Source organism: Flavobacterium sp. Arc2, assembly GCF_041431385.1.
Taxonomy (GTDB): Bacteria; Bacteroidota; Bacteroidia; order Flavobacteriales; family Flavobacteriaceae; genus Flavobacterium.
On sequence record NZ_JASMRH010000017.1, the window covers coordinates 64,476 to 81,578 of the forward strand.

Annotated in this window: 13 protein-coding genes and 1 pseudogene; 11 read left to right on the forward strand and 3 right to left on the reverse strand. The window is 30.5% G+C overall.

Going from position 1 to position 17,103, the window contains the following annotated elements; genetic code table 11:
- Positions 1 to 172 precede the first annotated feature (172 nt).
- The 3 genes from QO182_RS12845 to QO182_RS12855 form a co-directional block, all read right to left on the reverse strand.
- Positions 173 to 2,554, reverse strand: a complete 2,382-nt coding sequence (locus QO182_RS12845; RefSeq protein ID WP_371542371.1) for a GumC family protein — start codon at positions 2,552 to 2,554, stop codon at positions 173 to 175.
- A 5-nt stretch (positions 2,555 to 2,559) separates the two neighbouring features.
- Positions 2,560 to 4,437 carry a polysaccharide biosynthesis/export family protein gene (locus QO182_RS12850; RefSeq protein WP_371542374.1) on the reverse strand — a complete coding sequence of 626 codons (1,878 nt, stop codon included), beginning with the start codon at positions 4,435 to 4,437 and terminating at the stop codon, positions 2,560 to 2,562.
- Positions 4,438 to 4,643: 206 nt separating this feature from the next.
- A complete protein-coding gene (locus tag QO182_RS12855) occupies positions 4,644 to 5,387 on the reverse strand; it encodes a LytR/AlgR family response regulator transcription factor (RefSeq protein ID WP_371542377.1) in 744 nt (247 codons plus the stop codon).
- An 871-nt stretch (positions 5,388 to 6,258) separates the two neighbouring features.
- Here QO182_RS12855 and QO182_RS12860 point away from each other — a divergent pair.
- The 11 genes and pseudogenes from QO182_RS12860 (at position 6,259) to QO182_RS12910 (ending at position 17,033) form a co-directional block, all read left to right on the forward strand.
- The gene (locus QO182_RS12860; protein ID WP_371542380.1) at positions 6,259 to 6,510 is read left to right on the forward strand and encodes a hypothetical protein; all 252 of its coding nucleotides are present in this window, start codon (positions 6,259 to 6,261) and stop codon (positions 6,508 to 6,510) included.
- Between the two features lie 58 nt (positions 6,511 to 6,568).
- Positions 6,569 to 7,042 carry a UpxY family transcription antiterminator gene (locus QO182_RS12865; RefSeq protein WP_371542382.1) on the forward strand — a complete coding sequence of 158 codons (474 nt, stop codon included), beginning with the start codon at positions 6,569 to 6,571 and terminating at the stop codon, positions 7,040 to 7,042.
- A 70-nt stretch (positions 7,043 to 7,112) separates the two neighbouring features.
- A pseudogene (locus tag QO182_RS12870) lies at positions 7,113 to 7,523 on the forward strand (adenylyltransferase/cytidyltransferase family protein).
- A 143-nt stretch (positions 7,524 to 7,666) separates the two neighbouring features.
- Positions 7,667 to 9,055 (forward strand): UDP-glucose 6-dehydrogenase, encoded by a 1,389-nt coding sequence (locus QO182_RS12875; RefSeq protein WP_371542383.1) that lies wholly within the window; start codon positions 7,667 to 7,669, stop codon positions 9,053 to 9,055.
- Between the two features lie 182 nt (positions 9,056 to 9,237).
- The gene (gene pseB / locus QO182_RS12880) at positions 9,238 to 10,248 is read left to right on the forward strand and encodes a UDP-N-acetylglucosamine 4,6-dehydratase (inverting) (RefSeq protein WP_371542387.1); all 1,011 of its coding nucleotides are present in this window, start codon (positions 9,238 to 9,240) and stop codon (positions 10,246 to 10,248) included.
- Positions 10,248 to 11,432, forward strand: a complete 1,185-nt coding sequence (gene pseC, locus QO182_RS12885) for a UDP-4-amino-4,6-dideoxy-N-acetyl-beta-L-altrosamine transaminase (RefSeq protein WP_371542389.1) — start codon at positions 10,248 to 10,250, stop codon at positions 11,430 to 11,432. The genes pseB and pseC overlap by 1 nt, the downstream gene beginning before the upstream one ends.
- Entirely contained in the window at positions 11,425 to 12,114 is a 690-nt protein-coding gene (gene pseF, locus QO182_RS12890) for a pseudaminic acid cytidylyltransferase (RefSeq protein ID WP_371542391.1), read from the forward strand. Before pseC ends, pseF begins: the two co-directional genes overlap by 8 nt.
- The gene (locus tag QO182_RS12895; protein ID WP_371542394.1) at positions 12,101 to 13,114 is read left to right on the forward strand and encodes a GNAT family N-acetyltransferase; all 1,014 of its coding nucleotides are present in this window, start codon (positions 12,101 to 12,103) and stop codon (positions 13,112 to 13,114) included. The genes pseF and QO182_RS12895 overlap by 14 nt, the downstream gene beginning before the upstream one ends.
- On the forward strand, positions 13,114 to 14,154 hold the full coding sequence (pseI, locus tag QO182_RS12900; protein WP_371542397.1) for a pseudaminic acid synthase: 1,041 nt from the start codon (positions 13,114 to 13,116) through the stop codon (positions 14,152 to 14,154). The genes QO182_RS12895 and pseI overlap by 1 nt, the downstream gene beginning before the upstream one ends.
- A gap of 49 nt (positions 14,155 to 14,203) precedes the next feature.
- Positions 14,204 to 16,000 carry an ABC transporter ATP-binding protein gene (locus tag QO182_RS12905; protein WP_371542398.1) on the forward strand — a complete coding sequence of 599 codons (1,797 nt, stop codon included), beginning with the start codon at positions 14,204 to 14,206 and terminating at the stop codon, positions 15,998 to 16,000.
- A gap of 259 nt (positions 16,001 to 16,259) precedes the next feature.
- On the forward strand, positions 16,260 to 17,033 hold the full coding sequence (locus QO182_RS12910) for a hypothetical protein (RefSeq protein ID WP_371542400.1): 774 nt from the start codon (positions 16,260 to 16,262) through the stop codon (positions 17,031 to 17,033).
- Positions 17,034 to 17,103 lie beyond the last annotated feature (70 nt).

A 17,103-nucleotide genomic window follows, 5' to 3' on the forward strand; every position in this document is an offset into this window, starting at 1 on the left:
AGAAATTTAAATCTACAACAATAGGCCACAACCATTAATATATATATATATATATATACATATTGAAGTGGTTATCTACCTATTTCATTATCTTTTAATGCTTTAACTTATTTTGTTTACTTATATTTTAATAAATTAATTAATTCAACAAAAGAAACTACCCTCCTACTTTTCAACTGCTTTTATTCTGCAAACTGGATTTTATAAATCGAACTATATTTTTGAAGAAATTTTCTCTATTATTTGATTCATTATTTTCACCATATCCATATCCATAATTATATGAATATTTATAACCGTAACCGACTTTTTGTTGAATTCCATTTAATATAAAAGCCATATTTTTAAGCTTTGTACTCTCCCTTAAAGTATCAGCGTACGCTATTAACTCTTTTTCTGTATAGCTTTGTAAAGCTATATATAAAGTCAAGTCAGCATTATCTGCAATCAAAAAAGTATCATTAACATATATGGTAGGTGCAGAATCTATTATAATATAATCGTACTCTTTTTTGGCCTCATTTATCAATTCTTCAAACCTACCGTTTGAAATAATATTCGAAGGATTTAGAGGAATACTTCCTGAAAACATTATATCCAAGTTTTCATTATAAGGATTGTTAGCTACGACCACGTCTTTCCATGCACTATTTTTATTATACAGATAGGTAGACAGTCCCTCCTTAATTGTATCCATATTCAAAGAAAGATGGAGCTTAGGTTTACGCATATCTGCACCTACTAGCAAAACTTTTTTGTTGTAGCTAGCAAAAGCAAGACTTAAGTTCGTTGCAATAAATGTTTTGCCTTCGCTCATAATAGAGGAAGTTACCAAAATTACCTGACCTACATTATTTTCTTTTAATGGCAACGAAAAGTTTACATTAGAAGATAAAATTCTAAAAATTTCAGAGTGAACAGAACGGTCATTTTTGTCTCTAAACAATTTAAAATCTTTAAAAAATGGAATCTCAGCTATGACTGGAATCACGGAATTTCTAAAAACCTGATCGTTAACACCCTTAACTTTAGTATCTAGCAAATTATAAATAAAAATAATACCAAACGGAATAGCTAAACCTAGAAATAGTGCCACCAATAACGTTATATTTCTTTTAGGTGCTATAGGTCCTAAACTTGCATTGGCATATTCAATAATTTTAATCGAAGGAGCTGTTACAGCATAAGCTATTGCTGATTCTTCTCTTTTTTGAAGTAATAACAAATATAAATTTTCTTTAATCTGTTGTTGTCTGTCTATACTTCTAAGTATTTTCTCATTTGATGGAATTTCTAAAACCATGTCCGAAGATTTCGAAAAATCAAATTGCTGCTGTGATAAACTAACTTTTAACTGCTTACTATAGGTAAACATCGATTCATTGATATTATTTTTTAAAGCACTAATTTGTGAATCCAATCCATTCAGAACAGGATTTTCATTTCCAGCAGTTTTTATCAATCTTTCTCTTTGTAAAACTAGTGTGTTGTATTCATTTATTAAATTATTAATTATAGCATTATCAAGACCTATATTTGCAGGTAAAATAGAATATTTAGCACTATTTAGTGCCTCTTTTAATATTTTAGATAATTGTATTTGCGTTTCAATCTTAAATAAAGTTTCGTCAGACTTTGCCTTTCTTGAAATATCAATCGTCGCATCGGCTTCTAAATAACTGATGTCATTAGCTTTTTTAAAATCTCTTTTATGATTTTCAATACTATCTAATTCAAATTTTAAATTTTTGAAACGTTCGTCAATAAAATCAACTGTTTTTTTATTAACTAGCCTTCGGTCATTTATTCCGTCTTGATTAAAGACTTCGACTATTTTATCTATTATAGCAATACCTCGATCGGTATTTACATCCTGAACTTTTATAGAAAGTATTTCACTTTCTTTCCCAACATTGCCAATAATTATTTTACCTATTAACGATTCTAATGCCTGTCTAAATGGTACTATATTTACTTTTAACTCTGTAGTACCTAATGTCTTCTTGGAATTTAAATTTGGTTCAATAGTAATTTCGACATTATTAATTTTAGTTTTAGCATAGGCACCACTTAAAAAAATATCTTTCTTATTTGTCTGCTTGATAAGGTAACCGTCTTTGTTTAATATAATAGATAAATTAATAGGACTAAATAATTTATCATCTGCGACTACAGCAACTACTTTTAATGGTGCATTCCAAAGTTGAGAATCTCTAATTTTTCCGATGCTACTATAAGAAGTCATAAGGTTTAACTGTGAAACTACAGGACCAAATAACCGTCGCGATTTCATCGTCTCTATTTCATTTTCGAGATTTATACCACTTCTACTTGCCATCATACCCAATAGCTCTGACGGGAGTTTCAATCCTTTGTTGTTTTCTTCAAGAATCTTGATTTTAGATTCTACAGAATATATAGGACTAGTATAACGTAAATAAGAATAGGCTACAAATAAAGCAATTGCTGCACTAAGCAAAAAATATTTCCAGTAAGATAGATAACTAAATATTTCTTTCTTAAGGTCGAATTGATCTTCAAATTTATTGTTCAAGGGTATTATTTTTTTATTAGTAAAAATGAAGTGAGTAAAAGGGAGATAACTGAGACAAATGTTCCTGCATTACCAATAATTCCAGAAGATTTAATTTTAGCCTCATTTGGACTTACTATAATTACATCATTTTGTTTTATGTAATACAGCTCCGTATCCATCCAGCTTTTAGTGGTTAAATCTATATGATAAATGGTTTTAGTATTGTTATCATTTCGTATTAGCATAACGTCTTTTCGTTTACCATTTATTGTAAGATCCCCAGCTAGACCAATAGCTTGAAAAAGTGTTAGGTTTTTCTCAGAAAAAGTATACATTCCTGGCGATCTAACTTCACCTAAAACGGTTACTTTGGAGTTTAAAATTCTAACAGCAACAATAGGTTCTTTTAAATGGCCTTCATCTACCAATTTTTTTTTGAGAAATACTTCTAACTCTATAGTCGTTTTGTTGTTTACCTTTATGGACCCTAACACAGGCATTATTACATCCCCTTGATCAGTTACTAAATAACTTTTAAGTTTAATAATTTCAACACTATTTACGCTTGCACTGTTTTCGAGTAAATCAATATTATAAATTTTGGAAGACTCAGGGTCTAATGAATAAATCTTAATCGATAAAATATCATTGGATTCAATTTTTTGATCAATAATTTTATTATCGCTAATAGCGGCAGTGGTATTATCAAGTAAATACAAAACGTCTTTTTTTGATGCACAAGATTGCATAAGAACCATAGACAGTACTATAACAAATGGTAAAATAGCATCCCCTAAAAAATTAAAAGTCATCGATTTCATTTTGTCAAAAATAAGAGGGAGCGACAATAGTAATGTCCCTACAAATATGATACTAAACAATTGAAAATATATGGTTTCATTTATCATCAGTATACTAACAAAAGCTAATACAACCGTAACCAATCCTACAAAAACAGAAATTTGACTATGCTTAAAACCCAAAGCTACTAACCTATGATGAATATGATTTTTATCAGCACTAAAAGGACTTTTTTTCAAAATAAAAAGCCTAACAAAAAATATACGTGCCGTATCTACAAGCGGATAGAATAGTAATGCTATTAATAAAACGGGATTTGTAGTATATGAAAAAAGTCCAAAATTTATTTCCTTTAAATTAAGAATATTGATTACTAAAAAAGAGATTAAAAAACCAACAATCATAGAGCCTGTATCGCCCATAAAAATTTTCTTTCTCTTAGAAAAGTTGAATTGCAAAAAAGCGATTGTCGAACCCATTAATGTTAAAGAAATGATGAGCAGCGTGATTGCATGAGAATTGTAAAACAAAATGCTACTAACACTAAGAAAACAAATAGCTATTGTTCCTGCTAATCCGTCAATTCCATCAATAAGATTGTATGAATTAATGATTAAAACATAAACAAAGGTTGTTAGTGCGATAGCAGGAACCAAACCAATTTGATAGATGTCAAAAAAACCATATAGGTTATTTATTGCAACGTTCGAGTTTAAGGTTATTATCAAGCCTACTCCAAACTGAACTATAAATTTTATTCTTGCAGATAAAATTAAAATATCATCTTTTAAACCTAAGAAGAATAGAACTACAAGAGAACCAATCAAATTGTAGTTTGCACCAATATCAAACAAGGACCCAAAACTTGTAAATGCTAATATAAACCCCATAAAAATACCAACTCCGCCTAGATTAGGAGTTTTTGTAGTATGAGAACTTCTATCGCATGGCGCAGCAATTAACCCTTTAACGTTAGAAATATTTATAATCACCGGAAAACTAACATAACTGATTGCCCACGCAATAATAAAGAAAAACAAGTACATGTTATCTGATGAAAAAATTGAGGTTAGAAAAAAATGTTTTATCGTATCTTCCACTGTAGTTTAATTTAAGTTGTAAAAGTACTATCGTACAACATTGTTTAATTTTGATTTGTAATAAGTGAACTCTAATTATCAATAAGTGGCATTTATACCAATTTAATAATGATGTACGCTAACTATCATTATATTAATCTTATGGAATTGTTGATTTCATATTGATATATTCTAATGGATAAGAAAATTATAAAATCAACCTATCTTTAGATTAGCGTTTTTCCTAAGTTCAAAATAGAGTTCAAATTTTCGAGTTTTCTTTTAGAAACTGGAATGTTTTTGTTATTTGTCATTTCACAATAATACCCATCCGATTTCAAAATATTGTGTAGACTATTCATATTAATGATGAATTTGTGATGGATTCGGCAAAAAGCATCTGGATTTAATATTTTTTGATATTCACCAATATTTTTACTAGCCATTTTACTCACGCCATTAGTTAGATGTACAATTGTATATCTACCATCTGCTTCAAAATGACTAATGTCATCTGTTCTAATTAATTCAATTTTTTGTACTGAATTTATTGATATAAATTTCTGGAATTTCTTTTCAGCCATTTTGACTTGATGAGCCTCATTTTCTCCAGCAATCTTATTTAAACATCTATTTATAATAGTGAGTACTTGCACCACATCTAAAGGATAAGGTAAAAAACCAAAAACATTAAAGTTGATAAATTCAAAAGCATCAATTTTGGCAGATGAAAAAATAATTAACTTAGAATTTATTAACGCTGTTTTTTTTAATAAATCAATAATTTCATCCTTATTCTGACTGGGATCAATAATAATAACATCAAAAAAGTTCTTAGCATACAAAATCTTAAATTCTTCAACATCATCAGTTGTCTGAAAATTTATTTTTTGACTAGAGGAAGTTGCTGCAAAGTTTTCTATTTGCTCTCTAAGATGTAGGTCGATTCTAAAATAAAGTAGGTTTATCATAATTTTAGTTTTTAATTACACCTAGTCCTTATTTCCTCTTATTATAAAAATAAATTATCAAAAATAAAGAACAAGTGAAGAAGAACAAGTAATAAGTGTTTTTTATTCTATTACTAATTTATATTTCTCTAAGTGGATACAAATCTATTTTTAAAAAACTTTAATCAATCATTTATCACTTATTGGTTAAAATAATTGAGTAATAATTTAAAAAAAACTAGGAATTAGTTACTTACATATTCGATCGAACGGGGAAAATGATTTGATTATACCAACTATCAAAATTAAGTTATCATTATAAATGCTCTTTTAAAATAGTATACTAAGAAATAATATTTAATTACAACAAACAATACCACACTCTTTTACTAGATCGATCCTTAGTTTACAATATTTTAACTTTCTTGCTTTTTTAGTCTTAGAATCAAGTAAAAAACTAAAAGACTCGAAATTAGAAGCTTAGTTGATGCTTGAAGACCTAGACTAAATAGTGAATAGTACAATTTGTTTTTTATAGTTTTTTTTAAAAAATAAAGATTGAATAGTCACTGGATTCAATGCTGCATTTAAGACAACTAAAACTATCAATATTTTTACTTGCATTTCTACTAGTTTATAAATTCACAAGCGCTTTCATTATACTTACCTTACTTCTAATTATTTATATCCGTAGAGACTCCTCAAAAAATAAAATTTATTTACTAAAGTTAATTCTATCGAATCTCAAAATATTTGTTTTTAAAAATACTTACATACATTCAATTACCTCACCTATTCCAATTTCCCAATCACTTATTACATTCAGCCCTATTCCTTTCCAAACATTACTCACTTTTGTCCACTCAAGATCTTAAACAAAAAAATAATAGAAATGAATGATGTCAACATATTATCGAAAGATCACTTCGCTGCACATCAACAAGTAGTTTCGGATTATAAATTACTGTTAATCTGCGAAAATGAATTAGCAACCCATTCAAGTAAAGGGGGAAACCCAATTATTATGAGGCTTAAGAAAGATATAATTTTCTTACTGCAGCGAATAATTATCAATAAAAATATACTAACAGAGAATACAAAAGCAGATCAAGATTACTTGCAGACCTTAACAAGTACTACATAGCTATTTAAAGTTAATGCTGTAGTCTAAAAAAACAATCGGTTTTAATAGCAGTTACCAAATGGAAATTGACAATAAAACGTGGTACGTTCTATATACAAAACCACAACAAGAATTAATGGTTGCTAAAAGATTAGAAAAAATCGATTTGGAATCTTACTGTCCATATAAGGAGGAAATGCGGCAATGGTCAGATCGTGAAAAGAAAGTTAAAGTACCATTGTTAAAGTCTTATGTATTTGTAAGATTAAAAAATGAGGAACGATCAAAAGTTTTTGATGTACCAGGCATGGTCAGGTACTTATTTTGGTTAGGTAAGCCAGCAGTAGCAACAGATAAAGAAATTTCTATTTTAAGAGAATCGCTGTCACTTCCCTATTTAGCAATCAGCATTGACAATTTAGCGACAGGACAAAAATTAGTACTTCCATCTGGACCATTCAAAGAGAAAGAAGGAATAATTGTAAAAGTCAATACAAAATACGTGACCGTTGCTCTAGTGCAACTAGGATTTTTAGTGACTTTAGAATATTAAAAAAATAATTATTAGAAAATAAGCCAGATGACACATTATGTGACTCATGGGGCGAAGCCGTGTGAAAATTATGAAAATAGGAATAACTTTTAGTGCATTTGACCTATTGCATGCAGGTCATATCAAAATGCTTGAAGAAGCAAAATGAAAATGTGATTTTTTAATCTGTGGTTTACAAACAGATCCTACCATAGATAGGCCAGAAAAAAACAAACCAACACAAACAGTTGTATAACGTTATATACGACTCAAAAGTTGCAAGTTTGTGGACAAAATTGTTCCATATACTACAGAATAAGATCTTGAAGACATATTAAAATATTTTCATTTAGATGTTCGAATAGTTGGCGCAGAATATCAAGATAAAATCTTTACAGGAAGATCATATTGTGAAGAAAAAGAAATAGAACTGTATTTCAATAAGAGAGATCATCCCTTTTCGAGTACTGCATTACGAAAAGAACTATTGAATATTACTTAGTTCTACACACTAATAAAAAGGTAAAGACCAGCAACTTTTGACAACTTTATGAAGTAACAGAAAAGTTAGTAAATAATATTCTTGTTTGCACATAATTAGCAAAATAATGAAGCTTCAAAAAGAGAAAAAAAATTAAAAACAATATGATAAAAAATATTTGCTGTATAGGCGCAGGTTATGTAGGTGGTCCAACTATGGCTATTATTGCTCAAAAGTGTCCTCACATAAAAGTTACTGTTGTTGATTTAAATGAAAAAAGAATTGCAGATTGGAATGATCCTAATGTATATAATATTCCAATATATGAACCTGGTTTAAGTGCAATTGTTGCCGAATCAAGAGGAAGAAATTTATTTTTTTCTCTTGATGTTGATAGCGCGATTGATGAAGCGGATATGATTTTTATTTCTGTAAACACACCTACTAAAACCTACGGCGTTGGAAAAGGAATGGCCGCTGATTTAAAATACATTGAATTGTGCGCAAGGCAAATTGCTAAAATTGCTAAATCCGATAAGATAATTGTTGAAAAATCAACATTACCAGTTAGAACTGCCAGTGCAATCAAAAATATCCTAGAACATACAGGAAATGGCGTAAAGTTTCAAATTCTTTCCAATCCTGAATTTTTGGCGGAAGGAACAGCTGTAGCTGATTTGTTAAATCCTGACCGAGTTTTAATTGGGGGGGATACCGATGCGGAAGGTCAAAAAGCAGTTCAGAAATTAGTTGCTATTTATTCAAATTGGGTTCCAAAAAATCAAATCTTAACAACTAATATTTGGTCGTCTGAATTATCGAAGCTTACTGCAAATGCTTTTTTAGCGCAAAGAGTTTCTTCTGTAAATGCCATGTCTGAACTATGCGAAAAAACAGGAGCTGATGTAAGCGAAGTAGCTAAAGCAATTGGTATGGACAGCAGAATAGGGTCTCAATTTTTAAAATCTTCTGTAGGTTTTGGAGGATCTTGTTTTAAAAAAGACATATTAAATTTGGTTTACATAGCAAAATCATATGGATTAAATGAAGTGGCTGACTATTGGGAACAAGTAATTATTATGAATGACCATCAAACAGCTCGCTTTGCAAAAAATATAGTCAAAAAATTATATAATACGGTATCAGGCAAAAAAATAGCTTTTTTAGGTTGGGCTTTCAAAAAAGATACTAATGATACTAGAGAATCAGCAGCAATATATGTTGCAGACGGTTTACTAGCAGAACAAGCTAATATAGTTGTTTTTGACCCAAAAGTTAAAGAACATCAAATATACGCTGATCTAGATTATTTAGCAACTCGTTCGAAGGCAGAAAATGACAACGGATTAACAATTGTACATGATCCTTATGAAGCTTGCAAGAATGCTCATGCTATTGCTATTTTAACCGAATGGGATGAGTTCAAAACATACGATTGGCAACGTATATACGATCAAATGCAGAAGCCAGCTTTTGTTTTCGATGGTCGTAATTTATTAGATAAAAAAGAAATGCAACAAATTGGCTTTGTGTATCAGGCTATAGGTCATTGAATTTAAACTTGTTAATCAATTGTTTAGCTTAGATAACAGCTTTAAATTAGTCAAACCCTCATAATAATATAAGAAACTTGGGGGTACTATTTTATAAATCAAATCAATTATAATTTAGCACAAAAGCATCAAAATGGTGCTCATTCATAGTATAAATAATCAAAAAAAATAATCAAAAAAATATGTTAAACAATAAAACAATTTTAATTACCGGAGGGACAGGCTCTTTGGGAAAAGCTTTGACAAAGCATATTTTTAATAACTACCCAGATATTAAAAAATTGATTATCTTATCAAGAGATGAGCAGAAGCAATTTGTAATGGCTCAGGAATTTCCAACAGAAAAACATCCACAAATTCGTTTTTTATTAGGAGATGTTCGTGATAAAGAGCGATTAGTTAGGGCATTTAAAGGAGTTGATTTTGTTATTCATGCAGCAGCTATGAAACATGTACATCTTGCTGAGTATAATCCAGACGAATGTATTAAAACTAATATTGGCGGTGCTCAAAATGTAATCCATGCCTCTTTAGAAACAAATGTTCAAAATGTAGTTGCGTTGTCTACTGATAAAGCTTGTGCGCCAATAAATTTATATGGAGCTACTAAATTAACGTCTGATAAATTATTTGTTGCTGCAAATAATGTAAAAGGAACAAATCCGATTAAGTTTTCAGTAGTAAGATATGGCAATGTGATGGGCTCTAATGGGTCTGTTATACCCTTTTTCTTAAACAAGAAAAAAGAAGGGAAATTACCTATCACAGACATATCGATGACCCGCTTTAATATTTCTTTACAAGGAGGTGTTGACATGGTCATGCATGCTATGGAACATGCTTGGGGAGGTGAAATCTTTATCCCCAAAATTCCATCCTATAAAATTACAGATGTTGCCGCCGCGGTTGCACCAGAATGTGGATTGGAAATTGTAGGGATTCGACCTGGTGAAAAAATTCATGAAGAAATGATTACCGCTTCCGATTCTTTTTATACGTACGATTTAGGAAAATATTATACTATTTTACCTTCGGTTCCTCATTTTAATATCCAGAAATTTAAAAACCATTTTGCAGCCCATTTAGTACCTAATGGATTCAACTATAATTCTGGTGAAAATACAGAATGGGAGACAATAGAAGGACTTAGAAGTTTAATTAAAGAACACGTAGATTCAACATTTGAAGCATAATGGAACAAAAAGTCATCCCTTACGGACGTCAAAATATAACTCAAACTGATATTGACGCTGTTATAGAAACATTACAGTCTGATTTTTTAACGCAAGGCCCAAAAATTTTAGAATTTGAAAAGGCTTTTGCAACATACATTGGAAGTAAATATGCTGTTGCTGTTGCCAATGGAACTGCGGCGTTACATTTATGTACTTTGGCATTAGATGTGAAAAAAGGACAAAAGGTAATTACTACACCTATCACTTTTGCAGCATCAGCTAATTGTGTCCGTTATTGTGATGGTGAAGTCGTTTTTGCAGATATTGACCCTCAGACCTATTTAATTGATTACAATTCTGTAGAAAAATTGCTTAAGGCTGCTCCTAAAGGTACCTACCACGGAATAGTCCCAGTGGATTTTGCTGGACGAGCGGTTGATTTAGAAAGATTTAGAACTTTAGCCGATGAATATAACCTTTGGATAATTGAAGATTCGTGTCATTCTCCGGGCGGCTTTTTTAAAGACAAAAATAATGCTAAACAAAATTGTGGTAACGGTAATTTTGCTGATTTAGCCATTTTTTCTTTTCATCCTGTAAAACATATTGCATCGGGTGAAGGCGGAATGATAACTACTAACGATGAAGCGTTATATAATAAGTTATTACAACTTAGATCACATGGAATAGTTAAGTCAGACGATTTATATACTAATTCAATAGAATTCGCAGGTGGCGATTCGCAGTACCCTTTGTGGTATATGGAAATGCAAAACTTAGGATTCAACTATCGATTGACAGATTTTCAAGCGGCTTTAGGTTTAAGTCAATTGAATAGAGCCGATGAAGGCATCATCAGAAGAAAGGAAATTGCTGCAACTTATTTTTATGCTTTTAAAAATCAGTCATTTATAAAAGGACAATCAGGAGTGGTTGAAGGACACGCATATCATTTGTATGTTATCGAGGTAGAAAACAGGTTAGCATTGTACAATTACCTTCGCACAAAGAATATCTTCGCACAAATACATTATATACCTTGTCATTTAATGCCCTATTATAAACAGTTCGGGTGGAAAGAAGGTGATATGCCACATGCCGAAAATTATTATAAGCAGTGTATCAGTTTGCCAATGTATCCAACATTGACTGAAGAGGAACAACAATTTGTGATTACATCTATACATGAATTTTATGACTAATATTTGTATCATTCCAGCACGAGGTGGCAGCAAACGTATTCCCCGAAAAAACATTAAAGATTTTTTAGGTAAACCTATTATCGCTTATTCAATTGAAGTGGCTATTAAAAGTGGTTTGTTTGATGAAATAATGGTTTCTACAGATGACGAGGAAATAGCAGATATTGCTATAAAATACGGTGCTAAAATCCCATTTATGAGAAGTAATGAAAAGTCTAATGATTTTGCTACCACCTATGAAGTGATTGAGGAAGTACTACTGAATTATAAAAAAAAAGGACAATCTTTTGATCAAGCCTGTTGCATTTATCCATGTGCTCCTTTCATTTCAACAAAAAAATTAGTAGAAGCAGCTGGAAAATTAAATAAATTCGAAACCGTCTTGCCAATAGTACAATATAGCTTCCCTATACAAAGAGCATTAAAAAAAAGCGAAACAGATACTATATCTTTTATTCAACCCGAATTTGAACTTTCCCGTTCCCAAGATTTAAATGAAAGTTTTCACGATGCAGGTCAATTCTATTGGTTCAACCTCAAAAGCTTGTTTAAAAATAAAAGTATTTTATCAAAAAACACAGGATGTGTAGTGTTATCTGAAATTGAAGTGCAAGATATTGATAATGAAATTGACTGGAAATTAGCAGAATTAAAATATAAAATACTGTATGGAGTTTCCTGAAAAATATCAAGTATTAGAAAAAAAATTGTATTCAAAAGGCGTTTTTTCACTTGTTCCCATTCGCTTTGAGGATAGGATAAAAATCATGCTTTGGCGCAATGAACAAATTTATCATCTTCGACAAGACAAACCTCTTACCTTAGAAAATCAAGAAAATTATTTTAACAATATAGTTTCAAAATTATTTGAGCAAGAGCAACCAAATCAAATCTTGTTTTCTTTTTTAGAAAATGGAAAATGTATTGGTTATGGAGGATTAGTGCACATTAATTGGATAGATAAAAATGCGGAGATTTCGTTTATCATGCAAACAAATTTAGAGCAAAATCGATTTGATGAAATTTGGAGTGAATACTTAAACTTAATTGAAAAAGTAGCATTTAGCGATTTGAAATTAAATAAAGTATTTACCTATGCTTTTGATTTAAGACCCCAATTATATAGCATACTATCAAAAACGGGATATACAGAAGAAGCGCGATTAAAGGAACATTGTTTGTTTGATGAAAACTATATTGACGTATTAATTCATTCAAAAATAAATCATTCTCTTACTCTAAGGTCAGCTTCTCAAGAAGATGTAAGCATTACATTTGATTGGGCATCAAATAAGATCGTACGACAATATGCGATTCAAAAGGAAGAAATTTCTTTTGACAATCACAAAAACTGGTTTTCAAATAAAATAACAGCATCAGGTTGTATCTATTTTATTGCTGAAGTAAATAGTACTCCAATCGGTTCTATCCGATTTGATATAAACAATAATGAAGAAGCTTTGCTAAGTTTCTTGTTAGATCCGCAATTTCATGGAAAAGGATATGGCAAGGGGATTCTAGAAAAAGGAATTGAGGAAGTGCTTAAATTAAAAGAATTATCTAAAATAATTGGTGTTGTCAATATTGAAAACATTCCGTCGTTGAAAACCTTTAAATCGTTAGAGTTTCAACAAGTGAGTGAGATAGACACATACATTACTTACGAAAAAAAATATAAATAATGAAAATAGGTACATTCGAAATAAATAATAGCTCTAAAGTTTTTATAATTGCAGAACTTTCTGCAAATCATAATGGAAGTATCGAAGTAGCTCTGGAAACTATTAAAGCAGCGAAACGCGCTGGAGCAGATTGTATAAAATTTCAAACCTATACCGCGGATACTATTACTTTAGATTGTGATAAAGAAGATTTTAAGATAAAAGGGACCATTTGGGAAGGACAAAATTTACACAAATTGTATGAGGAAGCTTACACCCCTTGGGAATGGCATCAACAATTGTTTGATGCTGCTAAAGCGGAAGGACTAATTTGTTTTTCTTCTCCTTTTGATAAAACAGCCGTAGATTTATTAGAATCTTTAGATACTCCAGCATATAAAATTGCATCTTTTGAAATTACCGATATACCTTTAATCAAATATGTTGCTTCCAAAGGCAAACCTATAATCCTATCAACAGGAATAGCAACGACCGAAGATATCGAATTAGCCTTAGACGCTTGTAGAATAATGGGAAATAATGATATTGCGTTATTAAAGTGTACCTCAAGTTATCCAGCACCTTTAGAAGAAGCAAATATGTGTATGGTAAAAGATATAGCGGAACGATTTGGAGTCATTTCAGGTTTATCAGATCATACGATTGGAAGTACAGCGCCAGTTGTAGCGACCTGCTTTGGAGCAAAAATTATAGAAAAGCATTTTATCTTAGATCGTGCTATTGGAGGTCCTGACGCGTCATTTTCAATGAACGAAGAAGAATTTACTGCCATGGTAAAAGCCGTTAGAGAATCTGAATTAGCAATTGGTAAAGTGGATTATACTTTAACAGAAAAACAAGTTAAAGGAAAAGATTTTTCAAGATCCTTGTATGCTGCAAAAGACATAAAAAAAGGCGAGCTATTTACTGAAGAAAATGTACGTTCCATTCGTCCTGGATTTGGATTACATCCTAGATATTTACCTGAAATATTAGGAAAGGAAGCAAGTGCAGATATAGAAATGGGAGCCCGTTTTGAACTGCAGATGATTACCAATTAAATTTTTATATACTCAATTATTTTAAAAAGTTTTAAACGATAACCTAATAATGAACTTGATAAAACAACTTCTCACGAAGTATTTTGAAAACTTAGCTTATTTTTATAAACATCTGCATTATCGCTTGTTTGTGATGATAGCATTAGGTGTATTAGTTGGTATCCTAGATGGTTTTGGACTAGCGATGTTCATGCCATTATTGGAGATGGTGAATGATACCAAACAAGCAAATGGATCCTCTTTAGGCAATCTTAGCTTTTTAATTGATGGGATGGAAGGTATTGGACTTTCTTTAAACCTAACTACAGTATTAATTATAATGGTCTTTTTCTTTATATTTAAGGGTATTATTAAATTTTTTGCTGGCGTCTATAATGCGATTTTACGTAGGTTTTTCATCGACAAATTACGAAATAATTTACTTTCCTCCTTCAATAAAATTAAATTCAAATATTTTGTTACCTCAGATGTTGGTCGAATACAAAACACTATGTCTGTAGAAATTGAAAGAGCTTCTGCCGCTTTTTACAACTATGCTAATACCTTGCAACAGTCAATTATGGTATTGGTTTATGTTAGTTTTGCTTTTTTTGTAGACATCCGGTTTGCACTTCTTGTCACCATTGGCGGTGGTTTGTCTAATTTTTTATACAAGTCTATTTACAAGAAAACGAAAGGTGCCTCTAAAAATTTTTCTACAGATTCTCATATATACCAAGGGCAAATAATCCAATATGTAAGCAATTTTAAGTATTTAAAAGCTACTGCTATTTTAGATTTTTATGCAAATCGACTTCGTAAAAGCATTGATGCTATCGAGCAGAGTCGTTTTAGAATTGGAAAATTAGGTGCAATTTTAGAGTCTGCTCGTGAACCTATTTTAATTATGGTTGTTGCAATTGTAATTTTAATTCAGACTCGGCTACTAAATGCTAGTTTAGGACCAATATTAATCAGTTTATTGTTTTTTTACAGGGCTTTATCTTCCTTAATGAATTTGCAAAACTCCTATAATCGTTTTTTAGAACTTTCGGGTTCATTGGATAATTTAATGGAGTTCCAAAAAGAAATAAATTTAGAAAAAGAACAAAATGGCAAAGAAATCATCGAGACCGTAAAGAGTTCGATAGAATTAAAAAATGTTTTCTTGGCTTATGGCAAAGTTGATATTCTCAAAAAAATTAATTTAAAAATCGATAAAAACGAAACGGTAGCTTTTGTCGGAGAAAGTGGTAGTGGTAAAACAACAGTAGTAAATATTTTAGCTGGTCTTATTCCTGCAGACAAAGGAAATGTGTATATAGATGGTATAGATCGCAATGCTATAGATATAAAAACTTATCAAACAAAAATTGGATATATTACACAAGACCCCGTTATCTTTAGTGACACCATTTTTAATAATGTTACTCTTTGGTCAGAACCAAATACTATAAATAATAATCGTTTTAAAGAAGCGCTACAAAAGGCAGCAATTGCCAATTTTGTCGAAGAACAAGCATTGGGTTCAGAAACCATTTTAGGGAATGATGGTGTAAATCTAAGTGGAGGGCAAAAACAACGAATTTCTATAGCAAGAGAATTATATAAAAACATTGATATTCTGATTATGGATGAGGCTACTTCTGCACTAGATAGTGAAACAGAAAAGGAGATTCAGCAAAGTGTGGACTCTCTTAAAGGACAATATACTATTTTTATGGTAGCCCATCGTTTATCAACAATCCGGAACGCCGATAGAATTGTAGTGATGAATAAAGGTACAATTCAACAAGTGGGATCTTATGAAGACTTGATAGCCACTTCTCCCCCATTTAAGAAAATGATCGCACTACAAGAGTTGTAGAAATTAAGACTAAATTATTAAAAAAAATTCTCAATTGATCAATTCTATAATTAAATTTATTACAGGTAAAGAAATTATTCTTTATGATAATCACCGACAAATTGAACCTTTAGTCTCTAATCACAATAACAAAAAAAAATATTGTTTTTTTAATATTGGCAACATTTGGAAGATAATCCCATTCAAAACAGCCGATAAAAAAAAGCATAAAATAATGTATTTTATTTTATCCTTTATACAGCCAAAGTATATTATAAGCATGAACTGGTTAACAAAAAGAGAAAGTTTATATAAAATTTGGACCGCTAACAACAGTAAAAGTAAATTCATGGTAATACAACATGGTGTCTATTGTGGTGGAGCTGTTACAGATGTACCTCATAAATATACCAAATGTGATGTTTTTTGTACTTGGGGACCCTATTTTACAACTCTATTTAGTGAGTTCAATTCCTTAAAAAAGGTGAAAATTTTTAATTTTGGTAATACAATTTACAACACTTATAATAGACATAACTATAGTTATAAATGTACAAGTACTAACAAAATATTGATACTTCCTACAGCACTTGACGCTAAAAACATAATATATATCAATGTTTTAATAAAAAAACTTCAAGAGTTAAAGTATGAAGTATTTGTAAAAGAACATGGAAAACAAGGAGTAGAGAAAGATAGAAATGGCACTTTAAAATATCCAAACATAGAAGGTGTTAGTAAAATAACGGGGGAATTATATCCCATTTTACAAAGTAATGATTACGATTTTATTATTGCTGACCATTCTAGCTCGCTTTTAGATGCAATATTTTTCAAAAACAAAGTACTTTATTGTGACCCTAATAATAAAAGTAATGGCTATACAACTCAGTATTCAAACTATCTATCTAATGTCTTCCTAGATAATTACAGTTTTAAATGTAAAAATTATTTCGAAGACTTACTAGACATAACCAATCAAGAAGCATTATTAGCCGAAATGATAACTACAGGAAATAATGAGTTAGAAAATAAATTTTATTCTAAATATTAAAAAAAAACAGTGATAGTACCTATCAAACAAAATCTCGTCACAGTAAGAAATTATCTCATCTACAAAAGGT

Bases quoted from the DNA above. Each gene is read 5' to 3' on its own strand.
- QO182_RS12855 (WP_371542377.1), bottom strand. From the start codon at position 5,387: ATGATAAACCTACTTTATTTTAGAATCGACCTACATCTTAGAGAGCAA.
- QO182_RS12875 (WP_371542383.1), top strand. From the start codon at position 7,667: ATGATAAAAAATATTTGCTGTATAGGCGCAGGTTATGTAGGTGGTCCA.
- pseB (WP_371542387.1), top strand. From the start codon at position 9,238: ATGTTAAACAATAAAACAATTTTAATTACCGGAGGGACAGGCTCTTTG.
- pseI (WP_371542397.1), top strand. From the start codon at position 13,114: ATGAAAATAGGTACATTCGAAATAAATAATAGCTCTAAAGTTTTTATA.
- QO182_RS12860 (WP_371542380.1), top strand. From the start codon at position 6,259: ATGAATGATGTCAACATATTATCGAAAGATCACTTCGCTGCACATCAA.
- QO182_RS12895 (WP_371542394.1), top strand. From the start codon at position 12,101: ATGGAGTTTCCTGAAAAATATCAAGTATTAGAAAAAAAATTGTATTCA.
- QO182_RS12910 (WP_371542400.1), top strand. From the start codon at position 16,260: ATGAACTGGTTAACAAAAAGAGAAAGTTTATATAAAATTTGGACCGCT.
- QO182_RS12865 (WP_371542382.1), top strand. From the start codon at position 6,569: ATGGAAATTGACAATAAAACGTGGTACGTTCTATATACAAAACCACAA.
- pseF (WP_371542391.1), top strand. From the start codon at position 11,425: ATGACTAATATTTGTATCATTCCAGCACGAGGTGGCAGCAAACGTATT.
- QO182_RS12905 (WP_371542398.1), top strand. From the start codon at position 14,204: ATGAACTTGATAAAACAACTTCTCACGAAGTATTTTGAAAACTTAGCT.
- pseC (WP_371542389.1), top strand. From the start codon at position 10,248: ATGGAACAAAAAGTCATCCCTTACGGACGTCAAAATATAACTCAAACT.